Consider the following 20,139-nt stretch of genomic DNA (forward strand, 5'->3'; position numbering starts at 1 on the left):
AAAGTAGACGCGGTCCCGCTGTCTTCCGCAGGCGCCTTTGCGCGATCAATCCGAAGCAGTCCTTGCCTGAATGAACCCTCCGGCGGCGATGCCCTGCTCGTAGGGGCGGCTGGCCGTGATCCGTTTCGGGCTCTATGCTTCGGAGGACTATGTCCGGCGAAACGGCTACCCGGATGTGCCGGAGGATCTGCATCGGCACCAGGTCATAGGCTGGACCGAGGACCTGACCTATCTGGCCATGGCCAATTGGCTCGCGAGCCATTGTCCTGGGGTTCGCCCATCACTGCGCCTTACATCCTTTGCCGCCCAGGCCGAGGCAGTCCGACAAGGCGCCGGCTGGGCGGTGCTGCCCGACTTCATCGCCGTCCCTGCCGGCTTTGCGCCGGGAATGCCCGATTTGTTCCGCTCGGAGTCCGAACTCTGGCTGCTGACCCATGCACAGTCTCGGGCGCTCCAGCGCGTAAATCTGGTGCGAGATCGTGTCATCGTCGCGATAAGGGAGGAATTGAACCAGCTACAACCGCAACACTCGGCGTGAGCCCGATCCGTGGCGCGGATACGCTGTCCCTGCTTTCACGATACCGTATTTCGCGACATTGCGGATCTGGTCGATCGGGGGATGGTTGAGAAAGAGGATGTAAGTAGCCGCAGCACCAGCTGCAGAGTGGTTGAGCGGACAGCGACCCCATGACCGAGCATGGCCTCAGCGCATTTTTGAGAGGCTCCGCCACTGGGGGACGGTGCTGCATCGTGCTGATCAGGTCCGCAAACTGGCTGAGAAGCTGGCGGCCCGCGGGGAGCGGCTGCATTTCTGCTATGAGGCGGGTCCCTGCGGCTATGGCCTCTATCGTCAGCTCGTCGAGCTGGGGCACGATTGCATCGTGGTGGCGCCGTCCCTGATCTCGATGAAGGCGGGTGAACGGGTGAAGACCGATCGCCGCGATGCCGTGATGCTGGCCAAGCTCCACCGGGCCGATGAGTTGGCGGCGGTCTGGGTGCCGGATGCCGCGCATGAGGCGATGCGCGATCTGGTGCGGGCACGTTCGACGGCGATGCAGGTAGCGGGCAAGGCGCGCCAGCACCTTCAGGGCTTCCTGTTGCGACACGGCCGGATCTATCCCGGCAAGAAGGGCTGGACGGGTGCGTATCGGCGCTGGCTGGCGATGGTGCGCTTCTCCGCACCACCGGATCCCTTCGTTGGATCAGTTAGCCGCCTCGGCCCGAGCCGCGCGGTCGAGGATCAGCGGCATCAAACCGTCCTTGGCCAGCGTCTCGACCTCAATGCTGGTCTCGATGGCGGCGGTGGCGTCGAATTCCTCGACCGTGCCCGAGGCACGATGGATCGCCACCGCGACAGGCGCGCGCGGTTGCAGCCGCGACGGATCGAGCGTGATCCCGATCCGGTCCGAGACCGTCAGCGCCAGGGACTGCGGCGATATTCCCGCGGGTAGGCGCAGCGGCAGGATGCCCATGCCGATCAGGTTCGAGCGGTGGATGCGCTCGAAGCTTGTCGCCAGCACCGCCCGCGTGCCCAGAAGCGCCGCCCCCTTGGCCGCCCAGTCGCGCGACGAGCCCATGCCGTAACGCTTGCCCGCGACGATGACGACCGGGGTGGAGCTCTCGCGGTAATGCTCGGCCGCGCGCCAGAGCGGCAGGATCCGCCCGTCGGGCAGGATGGTGCTGCCGGGCGGGATGTCCTCGGCCAGCAGGTTGCGCACCGATTTGTTGGTGAAGAGCCCGCGCAGCATCGCCTGCCAATTGCCGCGCCGCGAGGAGAAGACGTTGAGGTCGTCGGGCCTTTCGCTGCGCTCGATCAGGTAGCGGCCGGCCTCGCTGTCGGCCGGGATGGCGCCGGCGGGCGAGATGTGGTCGGTGGTGATGTCGTCGCCCAGCACCAGGATCGGCGCTGCCACGATCTGTCGCGGCCGCGTGCCGGCGAAACCCGCGAAGGGCGGCCGGCGGATATAGGTCGAGGCCGGATCCCAGGGAAACAGCGGCGCGTCCGGGGCGTCGAGGTCGCGCCAGAGCCCGCTCGCCTCGGCCTGGTCATAGGCGGCGGCATAGTCGTCGGCATCCTGCGCACGGGCCAGAGCCGCGTCGATCTCGGCCCCCGAGGGCCAGAGATCGGCCAGCCCCACGCCCGGCGCGATCTCGTCGTGCAGGATGTCGCGTTCGATGTCTCCGGCCAGGGCGAAGGCGACGACCAGCGGCGGCGAGGCTAGAAAGCCTGCCTCCAGCTGCGGATGCACCCGGCCGGGAAAGTTGCGATTGCCCGACAGGACCGCGACCTGCAGCCGTCCCGCGGCCTGCGCCTCGACGGCCGTATCGGGTAGCGGACCGGAATTGCCGATGCAGGTGGTGCAGCCATAGCCGACGATGCCGAAACCGACGGCCTCCAGATCCTCCAGCAGGCCCGCGCGCTCCAGATAGCGTTGCGCGGTGGGCGATCCCGGCGCCAGCGAGGTCTTGACATGGGCGGGCGGGCGCAGCCCCAGGCCGCGGGCCTTGCGCGCGACCAGGCCCGCGGCGACCAGCAGGCGCGGGTCGCTGGTATTGGTGCAACTGGTGATGGCGGCGATGGCGACGGCGCCGTCCGGGGCCTGGCCCGGCGGGGCGGGGAGGGGCGCATGGCCGCGCATCGCCGCCGTGGCCTGGGCGGTGGCCGAGGCCGGGATGCGGTCCTGCGGCCGGCGCGGACCGGCGACGCTGACCTCGACCGCGCCCAGGTCCAACGCGACCACTTCGGTAAAGACCGGGCTCTGGCTTGGATCGAACCACAGGCTCTGGCGGCGGCAGTATTCCTCGACCAGCGCGCAATGTGCGGGCGTGCGGCCGGTCTGGTGCAGATAGGCGATGGTCGCCTGATCGACCGGGAAGAAGCCGGAATTGCCGCCGAATTCCGGCGTCATGTTGGCGACGACCGCGCGATCCCCGGCCGAGAGCGCCGAGACGCCGGGTCCGAAGAACTCGACGAAACGGTCGGCCAGGTCGATGCGGCGCAGGGTTTCGGTCACGGTCAGGGCCAGGTCGGTCGCGGTCACGCCCTCGCGCAGCCGCCCGGTCAGGCGCACGCCCACCACTTCGGGCACGCGCAGCATCACCGGCATGCCGAACATCACGCTTTCCGCCTCGATTCCGCCGACGCCCCAGGCCAGCACGCCGATGCCGTTGATCATCGGCGTATGGCTGTCGGTGCCGATCAGCGTGTCGGGCATGATCCAGCCGTCGCGTTCCGTCACCACCGTCGCCAGCCGTTCCAGGTTCAGCGTGTGCATGATGCCGGTTCCCGGCGGGTGGACGCGGAAATTCGACAGACTGTTCGTGGCCCATTTCATGAAGCGGTAACGCTCGGCATTGCGGCGGTATTCGTTCTGGATGTTGCGGGCCATGGCGCCGGGCGCGGCATAGGCGTCCACCGCCAGCGAATGATCGGTCGAGACATCGACCGGCAGCACCGGGTTCAGAAGCTGCGGGTCATGCCCGGCCTCGGCCAGGGCCGAGCGCATGGCGGCGATATCGACCAGCGCCGGGCCGCATGTGGTGTCGTGCATCAGCACGCGGCCGGGCAGGAAGGGGATCTCGGCCTCCGAGCGGCCGGTTTCCAGCCAGGCGAGGATCGCGGCACGGGCGGCCTGCGGGTCGGGCGCATTGCGCAGCACGTTTTCCAGCAGCAGGCGATGGATATGCGGCAGGCGGATCAGGTCGGCACCCGCGGCGGCGGGCAGGTCGATGATCTTCTGGCCCCGAATCGTGCTGGCGAACGGCATGCGCTTCCTCCCTGCTGATGAGAGAGGGATAGCATTATCTAATTATGAAATGCAATTACTCAAACAACGCCGCCTTGATGTTCCCGGCCTCGCGGATATGGCTGTAAAGGAAGGTCGCGGCGGCCTGCATGTCGCGCTGTTCGATCAGGTCGAGGATCTGCAGATGCTCGCGGCATTGCTGCGGCAGGCGCGAGCGGTCGTGGGTGATCGAATATTCCATCAGCCGGCGCACCCGGTTCACCCGCCGCACCGCGTCCAGGAAGAATTCGTTGCTGGCGCAGGTCATCAGCATCTCGTGGAACTCGATATTGGTGCCGAACACCTTTTGCCGGCTTTCGCTTTCATAGCTCGCCAGCAGTTCCTGCTGGTGGCGGCGGGCATCGGCAAAGGCCGCTTGGTCGATGCGGAAGCTCGGCAGCAGCAGCGCCTGCATCTCGATGGCGGCGCGGAACTGGTAGGCCTCGGAATAGGCCTTGCGCGAGGTCAGGATCTCGCGGAATTCCCAGCCGTTGCCGGGCAGTCGCTCGATCCAGCCCTCGTCGGCGATCTGGTGCAACACGCGCAGCAGCCGCCCGCGCGCCACGCCGTAAAGCCGCATCAGCTCGTTCTCGCTGAGCCGGTCGGGCAGCCGGCGGGCCAGGCAATCGGCGGCGATGCGGTCGTAAAGCGCGTCATCGGCGGCCGCATCCGTGTCCATCTCGGGGATTTCATCGGCATTGCAGGCCAGGAAATAGCCGCGGTTCGGCTCGGACTGGACGATGCCCATCTGCTCCAGCTTCTTCAGCGCGCTGACGATGGGCTGGCGCGAGACCTTGAAGCTGTCGGCCAGAAGCTGGGCCGGCAGGTGCTGGCCGGCCTGCATGTTCTGCGCCCGCGCGTGATCGACGATCCGGGCGATGATCTGGGGGGACAGGCTGACGCGCGCCATGGGCTCTCCTTCGGATTGCCCGCAATATCAGGGGCGGGATACCGTCATGCAAGAGGCGCGGCCCTGCGGCCGCGCCTTGTCTGCGATCAATCCTCGTCCTGCCGGAACCGGGCCAGGCCCTTGAAGAGGAAGGGGGCGACCAGCGCCAGCGTGGCAATGGCGATCATCGTGGCCGAGCCGGGATGCTGCAGCAGGATCATTGGGTCGCCCAGGCTCATCTGCAGCGCGCGGCGTAGCTGGCTGTCGGCGAGCGGGCCCAGGATCAGGCCCACCACCACCGGCGCGACCGGATAGTCGTATCGCCGCATGACGAAGCCCAGCAGGCCGAAACCGACCAGCAGCATCAGCTCGACCACCGAAGGATTGGCGGCGATGGTGCCCATGCAGGCAAAGACCAGGATGCCGGCGTAAAGCCAGGGCAGCGGGATCTTCAGCAGCCGCACCCAAAGCCCGACCAGCGGCAGGTTCAGCACCAGCAGCATGATATTGGCTATGAAGAGTGAGGCGACGAGGCCCCAGACCAGCGCCGGATGCTGCACGAAAAGCAGCGGGCCGGGTTGCAGGTTGTATTGCTGGAACCCGGCCAGCATGACTGCCGCCGTGGCCGAGGTCGGAAGGCCCAGCGTCAAGAGCGGCACCAGCGTTCCCGCGGCCGAGGCGTTGTTGGCCGCCTCGGGGCCGGCCACGCCCTCGATGGCGCCCTGGCCGAATTCCTCGGGCTTTTCCGCCAGCTTCCGCTCCATCGTGTAGCTGAGGAAGGTCGGGATCTCGGCGCCGCCGGCTGGCAGGGCGCCGATGGGGAAGCCGACCGCCGTGCCGCGCAGCCAGGGCTTCCACGACCGCCGCCAATCCTCGCGCGACATCCAGATCGAGCCCTTGATCGCCATGGGCTTTTCGTCGTTGAACAGGTGGCGCGAGGCGACGAACAGGCATTCCCCCAGGGCGAACAGGCCCACGGCCAGCGTCGTGACCTCGATCCCGTCCAGCAGGTTCGGCACGCCGAAGGCCAGCCGCGTCTGCCCGGTCAACTGGTCGATACCGATCAGCCCCAGCCACAAGCCGATGCCCAGGCTGGTCAATCCGCGCAGGGGCGACGAGCCGAAGGTGGCCGAGACGGTGACGAAGGCGATCAGCATCAGCCCGAAATAGTCCCAAGGCCCGAACTTCACCGCCACCTTAACCAGGATCGGCGCAAAGAACGCGAGCCCCGCCGTGGCGATCAGCGCCGCGACGAAAGAGCCGATTGCGGCGGTCGCCAGCGCCGGGCCGCCGCGACCGCGCCGGGCCATCTGGTTGCCCTCGAGCGCCGTGACGACCGAGGCGCTTTCGCCGGGCGTGTTCAGCAGGATCGCGGTGGTCGAGCCGCCATACATGCCGCCGTAATAGATGCCCGCGAACATGATGAGCGAGCCGCCCGGGTCCAGCTTGAAGGTGATCGGCAGCAGCAGGGCGACCGTCAGGGCCGGGCCGATCCCCGGCAGCACGCCGACGGCAGTGCCCAGCAGGACGCCGATGGCCGCGAACATCAGGTTCATCGGGTCCAGCGCGGTGCCGAAACCATGCATCAGGTGGATGAGCGAATCCATGGCGCCCCTCTCAGAACAGCCGCTCGAACGGGCCCATGGGCAGGGCCAGCGTCAGCAGCTTGTTGAACAGCAGGAAGATGACCGTCGCCAGCACGAAACCCAGCGCCAGATCGGCCGGAAACGCCTTGCGGCCAAAGGCCCGGGCCGTGAAGGCGAAGAGCAGGGTGGAGCCCAGGATGAAGCCGGCCCCGAACCATAGCGCTGCGACCAGGCTGCCAAGGCCGAGCGCGACCCAGCCCACCGCTTTCCAGTCGCTGGGGCTGGCGTCGCCCTGCCAGCGAAAGGCGGCAAGGATGTGGCCGGCGCCCATGAGTGCAAGGAAGGCCGCGACGAAATAGGAGGCGGCATCGGCCCCCATGCCATAGCCAGCACGGATCTGCATGGTACTGGCGTCGCGCCAGGTGACGAAGGCCAGCGCAAGAAGCGCTGCGCCGATGACGAGCGTGGGCCTGTGCAGGCTGCTGGCGGTCGGTGTGGACAAGACGTTGCCTCCCATCGTCAGGGGCACGGGGGCGCAGGGCCCCCGCTGCGGTCAGTCGGCGAGGCCGATGGAATTGAGGATCGAATGGACGCGCCCGGTCTCGGACGTCAGGAAACCGGCGAATTCGGCCGAGGGGGCGTAATAGTCCGACCATCCGCGCGCCTTGATGAGTTCCTGCCACTCGGGCGACTGCACGGTCTTGCCGACAGCTTTTTCCAGCACGGCCTTGTCCTCGGCGCTGATGTCGGGGCCGGCGAAGATGCCGCGCCAGTTCACCAGCTCGATGTCGATGCCCTGCGCTTTCAGCGGCTGGGCGGCGATGCCCTCGATGGGCTCGGGATAAGAGATTGCCAGCGCCCGCAGGTCGCCGGATTCGATCTGCCCCTGCCATTCGCCATATCCCGAGACCCCGGCCGTCACCTGTCCGCCCAGCATGGCGGCCAGCGATTCGCCGCCGCCGGAATAGGCGATGTAGTTCACCTTGGCAGGGTCGATGCCGGCCGCCTGGGTCACAAGTGCTGCCAGGATGTGATCCGCGCCCCCGGCCGAGCCGCCGGCCCAGATCGTGCGCTCGACATCTTGCCTGATGCCCTCCATCAGGTCCGCCATGGTCTGATAGGGGGACGACGCCGGCACGACGATGACCAGCGGATCGCCGGTCAGCCGGGCGATGGGCGTGACCTTGGTAAGGTCATGGGGCGCCTTGTTGGTGATGATTGCGCCGACCATGGTGATGCCGCCGACCAGCATCTGATCCGGGCTGCCCTTGGCGCCCTGGACGAATTGCGCCAGCCCCACCGTGCCGCCCGCACCGGGGACGTTGACGACCTGCACGCTGCGCGCTTTGCCGGTTGCCATCATCACTTCTTGCAGCGACCGCGCGGCCGCGTCCCAGCCGCCGCCGGCACCGGCCGGGGCGGTGATCGTCAGTTCAAGATCCTGCGCTTGCACCGACGTTGCGGGCAGAACGGCAGCAGCGGCCATCATCCAGGCTGCCGCCAGCCCGGAGTGAAGATATGTCATGGTTTCCTCCCTTGAGTCGCCGTAACCGGCTCGACTCCATTAATGCATGATGAGATTATAAAATGCAATAATGCAAATCGGGAGCGGTAAGAAGGGCTCTACCGGTCCGGCATCACCAGCCGGGCAGCCACTGGGGTATCCCGCGCGAAGAGCGTTCCTCGCGCTGGACCATGGCCGATATCTGCTGTCTCGCCATGACCGGCAAGAAGCCTGACCCGACCGAGGCGCTTTATGTTCAGATCCTGATCGGCCTGCTGATCTCAAACGGGCCAGGGTCGATCACGGCGCAGGGTGCCAAGGGCGCGGTTTCGGCGGATGGGCCGCAGACGCCGGACCGGGTCCAGATCAACAAGGCCATGGTCGGTTTTCTGACCCATTCCGGCTACAGCCACGGCGGCAACGGATTCGAGGGCATGGCCTTCCTGCTGGATCAGTTCCGCGACAAGGGGCTGAAGGATCCGACCGATCCGAACCACGGGCTGGACCTGACCGCGATGGCACGCGACTTCGCCTTGGCCTACAAGCGCGACAAGGCGACGGCCAAGGAGCTGGGGACCGAGGTTCGCGCCTTGCCGGGGGTGTGAACCGCGACGATCAGGACCGCCCGGTCTATGGCGGTACACCCTCCGACTTCGCCGTGGTGCAGGCGATCCAGGAGATGAAGGCGCGCAGGCTGCGGGTAACCTTCTATCCCTTCATCCTGATGGACGTTCCGCCCGGCAACACCCTGCCGAACCCCTATTCCGACAACGCCGCCGAGACCGGCCAACCTGCCTTCCCGTGGCGGGGCCGGATCACCTGTTCTCCGGCTGCGGGGTTCGCGGGGAGCGTCGACAAGACCCCGACGGCGGCGACGCAGGTCGCGGCGCTATTCGGCGGGGCTACACCCGCGAACTTCTCCGTATCTGGCGAAACCGTCAACTGGACCGGCCCTGCCGGTGACTGGGGCCTGCGCCGGATGATCCTGCACTATGCCCATCTCTGTGCGGCCGCCGGGGGCGTCGATGCCTTCCTGATCGGCTCGGAGATGCGCGGGCTGACCACCATCCGCTCGGGCGCCAGCAGCTACCCCGCCGTGCAGGCCTTCCGTGATCTGGCGGCAGCCGTGCGCGCCATCCTCGGGCCGGGCACGAAGATCAGCTACGCGGCCGACTGGTCGGAGTATTTCGGGCACCAGCCAGGCGATGGCAGCGGCGACATGTTCTTCCATCTCGATCCGCTCTGGGCCGATCCCGAGATCGATTTCGTCGGCATCGACAACTACATGCCACTGTCCGACTGGCGCGACGGGTTCGAGCATGCCGACGCCGCCGATGGCTGGCCTGCCATCTACGACCGGGCCTACCTTCAGGCGCACATCGCCGGCGGCGAAGGGTTCGACTGGTTCTACTCCTCGGCCGCCGACCGCACCGCGCAGGTCCGCACCCCGATTACCGACGGCGCCCACGACAAGCCATGGGTCTTCCGATACAAGGATCTGCTCGCCTGGTGGTCTAACCCGCATTACAACCGCCCGGGTGGGGTCGAGAGCGGCACGCCGACGGCATGGGTGCCGCAGTCGAAGCCGATCTGGTTCACCGAGCTCGGCTGCCCGGCCATCGACCGCGGCACCAACCAGCCGAATGTCTTTTTTGATCCGAAGTCGTCAGAGAGCTTCACGCCGTACTTCTCGCGCGGCTGGCGCGACGACGCCATCCAGCGCGCCTATCTGGAGGCGACGTATCTCTGGTGGGGTCAGGGCGCGAACAACCCGCTGTCTACCGTCTACGGAGGCCGGATGGTGCATGTCCCCGAATGCGCCGCCTGGACCTGGGACGCGCGGCCCTATCCCTTCTTCCCGGCACTGACCGGCGTCTGGACCGATGGTCCGAACTGGCGGCTCGGCCATTGGCTCACCGGGCGGCTGGGCGCGGTCTCGCTCGCGGCCCTCGTCCGGCACCTGTGCCTGCGCGTCGGGTTGCCCGAAAGCCGCATCGACGTCACCGGCCTGTGGGGCGCGGTCGAGGGCTTTGTCATCGGGGCGCTGGAAAGCCCGCGTGCCTCGATCACCACGCTTGCACGGCATTTCGGCTTCGATGCCGTCGAGACCGAGGACGTGATCCGCTTTGTCATGCGCGGCCGGGCCTCCATCGCGACCGTCGCGCCCGACGATCTTGTCGCCACACGCGAGGGCGACGTGCTGGAACTGACGCGCGGCCAGGAGACCGAGCTGCCGCAGGCGCTGAAATGGCAGCTGGCCCGTGCCGACGAGGATTACGACGCCGCCCTCGTCGAGGCGCGGCGCATCACGGTGGACACGACCCGGATCGCCTCGGAATCCTTCCCGATGGCGGTGCCGCCCGAGGAGGCCGAGCGCCGCTGCCGCCGCGCACTGATGGAGGCGTGGGTGGGGCGCGAGACGGCGGCGTTCCGCCTGCCGCCCTCGCGGCTTGCGCTCGATCCCGCCGACGTCATCCGGCTCGCCCATGACGGGCGGGAGATCGAGTTCCGTCTCGTCTCCGTCGCGGATGCCGAAGCCCGCGGTATCGAGGCGGTCCGCCAGGACCGGGCGACCTACGACCTGCCGCCCGGCGATCCCCGCGCGGCGTCGCTGACGCGCGCTGTCGTGTTCGGGGCGCCGGATGCGGTGCTGATGGACCTGCCGCAGCTGACCGAGGACCAGCCCGCGCATCGGCCGCTGGTCGGCGCGCACGCCGTGCCCTGGCCGGGCGAGATGGCGGTGTTCCGCAGTCCTTCGACGGACGGGTTCGAACTGCTGACCAGCTTCGGCGCGCGAGCCCGCCTCGGCGCGCTGGTCTCGGACTTCTACGCGGGGCCGACGTCGCGCTTCGACCTCGGCAACGCTCTGGTCATCGATCTGCTGACCGGCACGCTGGAGAGCGTCACCGACCTGACCTTGTTCGGCGGTGCGAACGCGCTCGCCGTCGAGAGCGCACCCGGCGCTTGGGAGATCGTGCAGGCGGGCGTGGCCGAACTGCTGGCGCCCGGTCGCTACCGCCTGACCCGGCTCCTGCGCGGCCAGCGCGGCACCGAGGGTGCGATGGGCAACCCGACCCCGGCCGGTGCCCGCATGGCGGTGCTGGACGCCTCGTTGAAACCGCTGCCCATCGCCGAGGCCGATCTCGGCATCCCCTGGAACTGGCGCATCGGCCCGGCGAGCCGCCCGGTCAGCGACGAGACCTATGTGGCGCAGAGCTTCACGCCGGTGGGCATGGGGCTGCGGCCGTTCTCGGTCGCCCATGTCGAGCAGCCATGGCGCACGCCGCGCACACCGGCCGACCTCACAATCCGCTGGACGCGGCGGTCCCGCGTGCTCTCGGCCGACAACTGGGGCGCGGTCGAAGTGCCGCTCGCCGAGGAAGTTGAAGCTTACCAGGTCGAGATCCTCGACGGCGCCGCCGTGAAGCGGGTGCTCGGCACGGGCACCACCAACGCGCTCTACACCGCCGCCCAGCAGACCGCCGATTGGGGCGCACCGCTCGGCCCCGGCAACACCCTCACCATTCGCATCTTCCAGCTCTCCGCCCTCGTCGGGCGGGGCGCGGCGCAGATCGTCACCCTCACCTTCTGAAGGCCATCCCATGTCCGACGCCACCACCCATCTCCTGCTGCCCTACATTCTGGCGGCGCAGGCCCAGAAGCATGTCACCCACAACGAGGCGCTGCGGCTGCTCGACGGGCTCGTGCAGCTCTCGGTTCTAGACCGGGATCTGACCGCGCCTCCCGGCAGCCCCGCCGACGGTGACCGCTACATTGTGGCGTCGGGCGCCATCGGGGCGTGGACAGGCTGGGACCTGAACGTCGCGCTCTGGACCGACGGGGCCTGGCTTCGCCTTCCGCCACGGACCGGCTGGCGGGCGTGGGTCGAGGACGAGGGGCTGCTGCTGGTCTACGACGGCGCAGGCTGGGTCGGGACCACTCCCGCTGCGCTGCAGAACCTTGCGTTGCTGGGGCTGGGCACCACGGCCGACCCGGCCAATCCGTTCTCGGCCAAGCTCAACGCCGCGCTCTGGACCGCGAAGACTGTCGCGGAAGGCGGCACGGGCGATCTCTTCTACACCATGAACAAGGAAGCCGCCGGTCGCGACCTCGGGCTTACCTTCCAGACCGGCTATGTCACCAAGGCGCTGATGGGCCTGTTCGGTTCGGACAGGTTCCGGCTCGCGGTCTCCGCCGACGGCAGCACCTTCTTCGATGGGCTGATCGTCGACAACGCGACCGGCATCGTCGACCAGCCCCGGCTGCCGCGCTTCAAGGGCCATACCAACTACGACAACTATGTCGCCGTCGACACCTGGACGAAGATCGGCATCAACAACACCGACTATAACGACCAGAGCGCGTTCGACGCCGGCAACAACCATTTCGTTGCGCCCGCCGCAGGCACCTACCTCTTCGGCGCCACGCTGCTCTACAAGGTCAACGCCAGCACCAATGCGCGCATGCGCGGGCGGCTGGTGCTGAACGGCTCGACGGAGATCTGGGGATCGCGGGGCGAGGTTTCCGGGGCGCACGCCTCCGAGGCGACGGCGCTCTGGCTGCAGACCATGGTCCCGCTCGCGCAAGGCGACACGGTCGAACTGCAGGGCACCTTCCGCGCGGCGGACGGGTATTTCGCTGCCGATCACACGAGCTTTTGGGGCGCGAAGATCGGCTGAGCGGCGGGAGGGGGATAGGTGAAAGACGGGCCGAGGATCTTTCCGCAGGAGACATGAGGCGCCTCGACCGCAGCGTCACGCCCGGCCCGGTTCACGGATTCACGGTTTCAAAAAGCGGCAGGGATTCGCTGCAGGCGGATGATCGCACGGGATGCCGCGTCTGTCCCGCGTCGAAACGGGCACAATTGTGCCCGGCTGCCTATGCCGGGGATCTCGGACTCTGTGGCCAAGCAAAGTGAATTCACGAGGAGAGCAAGAAAGCCGATATCATTGATCGGCCCCTGTGCTCTCTGAGTTTATGGAACTGTTGAGTATCCACGTCTGGGTACAACCCTCCGACTTCCAGTCGGACCTGCTTCAGCGCGAAGAATCGGCTTATGATCCTATCCTCCCGAAATGAGCCGCAGCCGGGGCAAGGGCTCATTTCGGGAGGATAGGATCATGCACTATGACACCGGCAAGCACTGCGTTTTCTATCATCGCTATCACATCGTCTGGTCGACGAAGTATCGCTACAAGGTGCGGATCGGGCCGCTGCGGCTCAGGGTGCGCGACATCTGCCGCCAGGTGTGCCGCGAGAACGGGGTCGACATCTTGCGCGGGGTGCTGTCGAGCGACCACGTCCACATGTTCGTGTCGGTGCCGCCCAGGCTCGCCATCTCGGATCTGGTGCGCAAGATGAAGGGCCGTTCGTCTTATCGGGTGCAGCGGGAATTTCCGCAGATCCGCAAGCGCTACTGGGGCTGCCGGTTCTGGGGTAGGGGCTATTTTTCAACCACCAACGGCGCCATCACCGAAGACATCGTACTTCAGTACCTCGAAAATCACATCGCTGATCCTACCGGCGCCAGCCGGTAGTCGTTCAGTGCTTCTGGTACCTCGCCTTGGTCCGCCTCCCAATCAGCAAGGTCCTGCCATCTGGAAGCTTCCAAGAGTTTCGCCCGTTCACGCTGCTTCCACATATGGCAGCTGCCGCCGCTGACGCGGAAGAAAAGCTGTAATCGCTGGTAAAGTCGAGGAAATCCTCTTCCTGCTTCAACACGCCCGAGTCGAGCAGCGTCTTGCGCAGGGCACTGGTTCCGCGCGGAATCGTGGCGGCTGTATCGACCCGCGCTCGGGAACCCGCAAGAACAACGAAATCACCGGAGGCCCCGAGCTCCATCTCGGCGGCGAAGCCCGCACCGCGGAAAAAGAACAGCAGGCCGGGGGAAGGGCTGAGCGCAGGAACGGAGGGAGCGATAGTCGCCAGGTCGGCGATGCGCCCCCTCATCTCTCGAAACAGATCCCAGCCCAATGCGCCGACCAGCGTTTTGGTCTGATCCACGAATTCGTCCATTGCCGCCCGGTCGGGAAGTGGCAGTTTGCCAGCATCCCCGGCGGGAAGCTTGCTGTTCGGATGCGACCAGCGTGGATTGCTGCCTGTGCTGCGGATCAGGCAGGCCTCGACATAGCGCGCATGGCTTTTCGTCAGGTTCTCGTCCTTGCTGATCTACCATCGCCCTGAACGGCACACCGCTGCTATCGGGCTGAGTCCGATTGTGGCGTCGGTTCTGTGCAAGGATCCGCTTACCGACACGGAGCTTGCCGTCCGCTTCGTCGGGGAGGCAGGATGGCGCATTTGTCGTATTATTCGTCCGGATCGTCGACCAGGCAACCCATGCCATGACAGCCTTGATAGTTGCCGTCCTCATCAAAGTTTGGCTCTCCCTGCGCATCAAATTGCGGCCTGGGGTCGATTTCATCGTCCGCGTCCGGATTGTCGACATAACAACCGATCCCGTGACAGCCGCTGTAATCATTGACCTGGTAATAGTTGTTGGTGGTCGTGTGGGCGTGACCTCGGTGGTTGTGCTCATCGCTGGTCATGCTGCCGACAAGAGCGCCGATAACGGCGGCGCCGACGACAGCACCGACGTCATGGCCGTGATCGTCATAAGCACGAGCATTTGCATCGTGACCACCACCACGGCCATGATGATAGCCGGCGACATCGGCAAAGACGCCGGCGCAGCCTTGGGCAACCCAGATGTATTGGCTTTTTGGATTGTAACCCCAAGTCTTGTTCAGAATGCACGAAGCGTTCGATATTTGATGGATGAGTTGCGGCTTCTTCAGCGGTCCAGCCCAGCATTCATCATATTTATGATTCCTCGAATGACACTCTACCGTGGCCTCGGCCATCACTGGAGCGGCTGCGGCGATGTTTATCCCCGCCCCCAACAGCGCAAAAATGGCGTAGCGGGCAATCAGATCGCGCCGCACAAGAGAAGCTGATTTTTTCCGTAGCATTTCCATGTCCTTATCGTCAGGATCGAAGCTCTGGCACCATCATGCACCTGATCGTTTCCTGCTTTGCTGACCGCGCCCCCGCGTGGCACCTTCAGTGGAAACCTGAAATCACCCGCATGTCGTGCCTCCCCCAACCATCGGCGGAGGAGGCATTGGAAGCGACTGTTCAGTAACCGAGGGGCGCGTTTCGGCAGTCTTGGCGCTGCGCCCCGTCCGAGCAGATCGGCCAATTGTCTGGATCATCGGGGTTATCGACCAAGCAGCCGACGCCGTGACAGCCATCATAATCGTCATAGCCACTGGATTCGTCACAGGCCGCCAGAGGGGCGATTGCCAAAAGCACAATAAGAAGTCCGGTCCGCATTGATGTTCTCCTGAGGTGGTATTCGTGTGAAAGCAGGATGACGCTGGCTGGTCTTATCGCGTCATCTGGGTTAGCGTCTCATTCCGGTCCTTCGGATGTTCCCGTCTCTAGAAACGCATACTGAAGGTGGCGCCAAGGCGGTGCTCGCGCGCGTCCGAGGCAAGCTGGCCCTGATAGTCCAGTCGCATGATTGCCTTCTTTCCAAGGTTCATGTCGACGCCCAGGTCCAGCACAGCCGCGTTGCGGGCAATTGCCGCGCCGGCGATGTCGAAGTTTGCGCCCCCGGCAAAGGCCATTGCCAGTTCCGGGTCAACGTCACCGAAGGCATGGCGCCAGCCGATTCCGCCGCTGACCGCGAGGTCATGCTCAGCAGATCTGATCGTCGTAGCCGCGCGCAACCCGATCATGGTGAAGGTCGTGTTCATCACCCCTTCTGCACCCCCAAGCGCCATGCTGCCGCCACGTTCGGCGAAGCTGTCTGTGCGCAACCGGACATGGGCCAGCCCGGCATAGGGCTCCAGTGCCATGTTGCCGTGATCGACACGGTGGCCGACCTCCGCAAACGCTTGCCAGACATGCCCATTATATTTCGACGAGAGCGGCGCGGCCATTTCACCGATGGCGGCGTGGCGATCTGTCTTCAAGCGGTAATCCGAATAGGTCAACCCGGCACGCAGGGCAGTCTGCCCCCATTCCGTGCCGGCATAGGCCCCGAGATGGATCCCGTTTCCTGATCCTGAGGAAACTCGATCATCCACGTCATACGAGCTGTCGCTCATCGCCAGCACGCCGCCCAGCCGCCAATCCTCGACTGGCGCATCATAGCCAAGGACAAGGCCGTGGGTTCTGCGGTCAAGCTGCGCAGCATTGCCATCGCCATCTGTCCGACCCCGGGCGCCAAAGGCATGGCCCCAATAGACCGGCCCATCAATCGTGGCGACGGCATCGACCGCCCCGTCGGCGGTCAAGGCCATTACGCCACTCTTCGAGGCGCCGACCGTCCCGAATGCTGCGCGCAGACGTCCGTTTACCGCATCGCGCAGAAAGTGGCTTTCGTCGATCAACGCCCCCTGCATTGATGCATGGATCTCGCCCGAGACCGAGTCGAAGGCGCTCGCCGCCTCAGAGGCACCTAGATAAAGTGCCTCATCATAAAGCGGGTTGCCGCTGCCCAGTGACTCCAGCCCGAAAGCCGAAGAAGCCTGGTTCGCGCTTTGTGCCACATCGGCGAAGGCGATATCCGAACGCCTCACCTCCAGCACAACATTGGCAGGAGAATTGTTCAGCGCAAAGCTGAGGAACGGTGCATCCGTCACCAGATCCCCCGCCAGCATGTTATAACCACCAGAGACGCCGCCAGTTGCGTCCAGCAACAGATACTCGCGTCCCAGCGACAGTCGCCCAGCCGTGGCGCGGTCAAGTGTTACGCTTGCGCCATTTTCGATCAACGCCTGATCCGAGACAGCGATACCGGGTTGGGCACCCCCAGCCACCGGACCGAATACGAGGGTCGAGCCTGCCTGCTGGGTAAAGCTTCCTTCAACCTTCAACGGTACCGCGCCGCCTGTGGCTACCGCGCCGCCATCGGCTACCGTCAAGCCGTGGAAGGTGCCCGTGCCGCCTGCCGTGCCGCCATTCTGCACGGTCGTATGATCATTCACGGTGCCGTCATTGGCAAAACCGCCGGAAACAAGAACCTTACTGGCAAGCGACCCTTTCGAGGTCAGGACCAATCCTGCACCGGTATTGATCCTGGTCGCACCGGTATACTGATTGTTGCCGGCCAGCGTCTGCACGCCACCCTGAACGATCAGGCCGCCGCCGTGATGCGTGTTTTCCGCGTCAAGGTCGGTGATCGTCCCTCTGAAACTGTCCTGCGCCGCCGTCAGCACCAGATTGCGGTCGTAAAGCAGCACCGTGCCAGAGCCGGACAGGCTGCGAATCCGCGCATCATTATACGCATCTGACACCCCCCAGAATGCGATGCGATTACCCTTGTCGCCGATGTCCAGCGTGCCATCCGCCACCACCCGCGACGAGGTTTCGATGCTGCCGATGCCGGCCAGTTCGAGCTTGCCATCCGTCTCAATCACGGTCTGACCGGTATAGGTGTTGGCATTGGAAAGCCGCAACTGGGCGTGTTTTGCCACCGTCAGATCGCCAGCGCCCGAGATCACCCCGGCCGCGCCGAAATAGCCAACGGTGTATTCGGTCCCGTCATCATCCTTCATGGGAAACGGGCTGCCCATCTCTGCCGTTACCCGCGACAGCCCGATTTCGTCCACAGCAGGGGTATCCGTGGTGAAATTGTTGGCGCTGACAAAATATGGCGTATAGGCGGTGGACTGGTTTTCCAGGTCATACATGACCGACTGGCTCACAAAGAAGTCCATACCAGCTATGAACTGCACCGGCGTGTCTGCGTTCCCCTCGATCTCGACGACATCAATGTTGGAAAGACCGACCGGCATACCCTCCCCCGCCACAAGATTCAGCGAAGGGATCGTCTTGTTGCCATCCTTGTCGATGTCGACCCTGACCCCGGACGCGACAAGGGCATTCAGACGCGCCGTGCTGATGGTGATCTGCCCACCGCCTGGTGTTCCGGTGTCCAGCAACGTGGCAACCTTGGTGAGGCTGGGGGCGGCATCATCGTCACCGAATGCCAGGGTGTAATTCCCCTCGAACTCGGCAGAGGCAGGTGCGCCAGATCCGGGGAAGTTAGGCAAGGTACCCTTGGCGTCGTCGCCATTCTTGTCGCCCCAGGGCATGACCGAGGTGAACTGTGCACGAACCGCAGAATTCACATCCACGATCAGGCAGGGGGAACAACCCGGTGTAAGACCCTGCTTGCCCGACTCGGTATTGCCGTTGGCGGCAATGACATAGCCCGTCTTCGTCGCCCGCCCGATCAGCCCCGATGTGCTTGCCCATTCGCGGCCCAGGTAGTCGCCGGCACCGAAGGTTCCCCAAAGGGTTCCGCCATCGTCAATGGGCTTGTCCTGTGCCATCTGCTTGCGGGCATTGAGGTCGGCATAATAGGCTGTCTTCGACCCATCCTCGTTGGTAACGACATAGACAGGATCCGCGCTCAGCATCGGCTTTTCCGGCCCCGTGTAATCGGCCGTGTAAATGACATCGACGATCCGCGCCACCTGATAGGTGGATTGCCCCGCAACCGGCAGGGTAAAGCTCTCGGAGCCGTCTGCTGCATGATAGGCGATGTCATCTACATCGACCTGCTGCAACAGGTAGCCATAGGTGCCGTCACCATAGAAATAGCCTCGGGGCTCAGTGCCCGGTGTCGGTTTCACCCCGCTGACATCGGAACCGAGCTGCATATTGGCGCTATCCGAACCGGTGTCGAACAGCATCTGCCGTCGCTGACCATCATTTGTGGAAACCCAGATGGTGATGCGACTGAGCTCGTCATTCCCCTTGTCGTCCTTAACATACAGGTAATCAAGTGGGACTGACCTTGGATCGGATAAGGCCGGAGATGATGCCAGGCCCAGCCCGACAAGCAGAGCCAGCCCAGCCGTCGACCCGCCAAGCCGTCTGAGCAGGAACTTGCGATTCCCAATCGTATTGCACGTCACCATGTCGCGTCTTTCCTTATGCGAAATCACCCGGCGCGGATGCCGCGACGCGCCCCGAAGTCGCACCCCGGTTTTCCACCGGTGTTCAACATCGTCTTCGCCAGCAGCCGCACAGCCAGGATCCGGTCATACCAGCAAGACAATACATATTCCTGGCGGTCGTCATCCCGCTATGACTATCATGATTCGCACATTTTATAACGGAACGCACATATTCGGCGGCTGTGCAGGTGCTCGAGGTTGCGGCTCGATGCTGTGGGATAATATGCCCGGACAAAGGCAGAGTGGGGGGCTATCGGCCTGTTTCTGTATACTAACTATTTGGAGAATAAATGATGAAACGACTTGGTGTCATGTCGATTGCAGCGCTGGCCATTGGCGGCGCGGCAAATGCTGGTTCGTATACGGCTCCGGTCATTGAAGCGCCCGTGATCGCGCCCGCGGCGCCTGCGCTGAGCCACAGCAACACCTGGACCGGTTTCTATGCCGGTATGCAGATGAGCTATTCGGATTTCTCGGTAAATCGCGACGGCGTCGATGACGCGACCGGCGGCGTCTACGGGATCCATGCCGGCTATAACCACCAGCTTCACAACAACATGGTCATCGGTGGAGAGATTACCTTCGATCACTCCAGCGCCGACAATGATGTCTGGCAGGTCGAACGTCTGATGACGGTTCGCGCCAAGGTGGGGTATGCCCATAATAATTGGCTGGTCTATGGCTTGGCAGGCTATGCGCATGTCCGGACCGAGGGCGCCGACCGTGCCCATGGAAAAAGCGGCGGTGCAGTTTTCGGCATCGGCGCCGATTATGCCGTATCCGACAAGTGGCTGGTCGGCGGGTCCTGGGAAGGCTATCGTTTCAGTGACTTCAAGAACGATCCCGACAACATGGAAGTTGATGGCGGGTCCGTTCGGTTCCGCGTGTCCTACCGATTCTGAAACTTTGCTCCTTGCGGAGCATCTTGGAAAGGAAACACGATGAAGCTCAAAATGCTATCCGCTATTGGCGTCGCTTGCACCCTTGCGGCATGTGCCGAGAACCCTGACAATATTCGTGCGGGCTATACTTCGGCTGCAACCTATCAGAACATGTCCTGCCAGCAACTGGCATCCGAGGCTATCACTGTCTCGAATCGCGCGCATGATGCGGCGAATGTCCAGCGCCGCCATCAAACCCGCGACGAAGTTGCTATGGCGGCGGGGCTGGTGGTGTTCTGGCCGGCACTTCTGTTCGTTCACGGGAATGACCAGACCACATCGGAGGTTGCACAACTGCGTGGTCAGATGCAGGCGATCGAGCAGGTTTCGGCCGCCAAGAATTGCGGAATGGTCTTCCAGCGGACATAACGCCTAGCCGGTCAAGGCAGGCACGACAAGCCGCTTGGAGAAGGCCCCCAAAGAACCCGCAGGCTCGCTTGCGCAGAGGCGAGCCTCTAACG

At 64.7% G+C, this 20,139-nt stretch carries 14 protein-coding genes and 2 pseudogenes; 8 read left to right on the plus strand and 8 right to left on the minus strand.

Translation table 11 applies throughout. The features are described from left to right. Positions 1–115: 115 nt before the first annotated feature. On the plus strand, positions 116–538 hold the full coding sequence (locus tag BLT64_RS13150) for a LysR substrate-binding domain-containing protein (protein WP_011749337.1): 423 nt from the start codon (positions 116–118) through the stop codon (positions 536–538). A 202-nt stretch (positions 539–740) separates the two neighbouring features. After that, positions 741–1,088: pseudogene (locus tag BLT64_RS13155) on the plus strand (IS110 family transposase); the annotation flags it as partial. A 114-nt stretch (positions 1,089–1,202) separates the two neighbouring features. Here BLT64_RS13155 and BLT64_RS13160 read toward each other — a convergent pair. The 5 genes from BLT64_RS13160 to BLT64_RS13180 form a co-directional block, all read right to left on the minus strand. Then, positions 1,203–3,767, minus strand: a complete 2,565-nt coding sequence (locus BLT64_RS13160) for an aconitate hydratase AcnA (RefSeq protein ID WP_011749339.1) — start codon at positions 3,765–3,767, stop codon at positions 1,203–1,205. 55 nt (positions 3,768–3,822) lie between these two features. Then, positions 3,823–4,695 (minus strand): GntR family transcriptional regulator, encoded by an 873-nt coding sequence (locus tag BLT64_RS13165; protein ID WP_011749340.1) that lies wholly within the window; start codon positions 4,693–4,695, stop codon positions 3,823–3,825. A gap of 86 nt (positions 4,696–4,781) precedes the next feature. Beyond that, on the minus strand, positions 4,782–6,281 hold the full coding sequence (locus tag BLT64_RS13170; RefSeq protein WP_011749341.1) for a tripartite tricarboxylate transporter permease: 1,500 nt from the start codon (positions 6,279–6,281) through the stop codon (positions 4,782–4,784). Between the two features lie 10 nt (positions 6,282–6,291). Further along, a complete protein-coding gene (locus BLT64_RS13175; protein WP_011749342.1) occupies positions 6,292–6,762 on the minus strand; it encodes a tripartite tricarboxylate transporter TctB family protein in 471 nt (156 codons plus the stop codon). A gap of 51 nt (positions 6,763–6,813) precedes the next feature. Next, positions 6,814–7,785, minus strand: a complete 972-nt coding sequence (locus BLT64_RS13180; RefSeq protein ID WP_011749343.1) for a Bug family tripartite tricarboxylate transporter substrate binding protein — start codon at positions 7,783–7,785, stop codon at positions 6,814–6,816. 170 nt (positions 7,786–7,955) lie between these two features. On the opposite strand from BLT64_RS13180, the gene BLT64_RS26405 reads away from it, so the two are divergent. From BLT64_RS26405 to tnpA, 4 genes and pseudogenes are all read left to right on the plus strand, one after another. After that, positions 7,956–8,369 (plus strand): hypothetical protein, encoded by a 414-nt coding sequence (locus BLT64_RS26405; RefSeq protein ID WP_011749344.1) that lies wholly within the window; start codon positions 7,956–7,958, stop codon positions 8,367–8,369. Then, a pseudogene (locus BLT64_RS13190) lies at positions 8,366–11,356 on the plus strand (baseplate multidomain protein megatron); the annotation flags it as partial. The gene BLT64_RS26405 and the pseudogene BLT64_RS13190, both read left to right, overlap by 4 nt. 10 nt (positions 11,357–11,366) lie before the next feature. Further along, positions 11,367–12,443: a DUF2793 domain-containing protein gene (locus BLT64_RS13195; RefSeq protein ID WP_011749346.1), complete on the plus strand. Its 1,077-nt coding sequence runs from the start codon at positions 11,367–11,369 to the stop codon at positions 12,441–12,443. A gap of 441 nt (positions 12,444–12,884) precedes the next feature. Then, positions 12,885–13,301, plus strand: a complete 417-nt coding sequence (gene tnpA / locus BLT64_RS13200) for an IS200/IS605 family transposase (RefSeq protein ID WP_011749347.1) — start codon at positions 12,885–12,887, stop codon at positions 13,299–13,301. Between the two features lie 4 nt (positions 13,302–13,305). On the opposite strand, the gene BLT64_RS13205 is transcribed toward tnpA, so the two are convergent. From BLT64_RS13205 to BLT64_RS13215, 3 genes are all read right to left on the minus strand, one after another. After that, a complete protein-coding gene (locus BLT64_RS13205; protein ID WP_011749348.1) occupies positions 13,306–13,779 on the minus strand; it encodes a DUF4357 domain-containing protein in 474 nt (157 codons plus the stop codon). A gap of 290 nt (positions 13,780–14,069) precedes the next feature. Beyond that, complete coding sequence (locus BLT64_RS13210; RefSeq protein ID WP_197025573.1) at positions 14,070–14,738, minus strand: DUF3011 domain-containing protein; 669 nt, start codon at positions 14,736–14,738, stop codon at positions 14,070–14,072. Between the two features lie 465 nt (positions 14,739–15,203). Then, entirely contained in the window at positions 15,204–18,698 is a 3,495-nt protein-coding gene (locus BLT64_RS13215; RefSeq protein ID WP_011749350.1) for an autotransporter outer membrane beta-barrel domain-containing protein, read from the minus strand. Between the two features lie 329 nt (positions 18,699–19,027). Here BLT64_RS13215 and BLT64_RS13220 point away from each other — a divergent pair, with 329 nt between their 5' ends. Then, a complete protein-coding gene (locus BLT64_RS13220; protein ID WP_011749351.1) occupies positions 19,028–19,639 on the plus strand; it encodes an outer membrane protein in 612 nt (203 codons plus the stop codon). A gap of 39 nt (positions 19,640–19,678) precedes the next feature. Then, a complete protein-coding gene (locus tag BLT64_RS13225) occupies positions 19,679–20,047 on the plus strand; it encodes a hypothetical protein (RefSeq protein WP_011749352.1) in 369 nt (122 codons plus the stop codon). Positions 20,048–20,139: the final 92 nt, after the last annotated feature.

The organism is Paracoccus denitrificans, assembly GCF_900100045.1.
GTDB lineage: Bacteria > Pseudomonadota > Alphaproteobacteria > Rhodobacterales > Rhodobacteraceae > Paracoccus > Paracoccus denitrificans.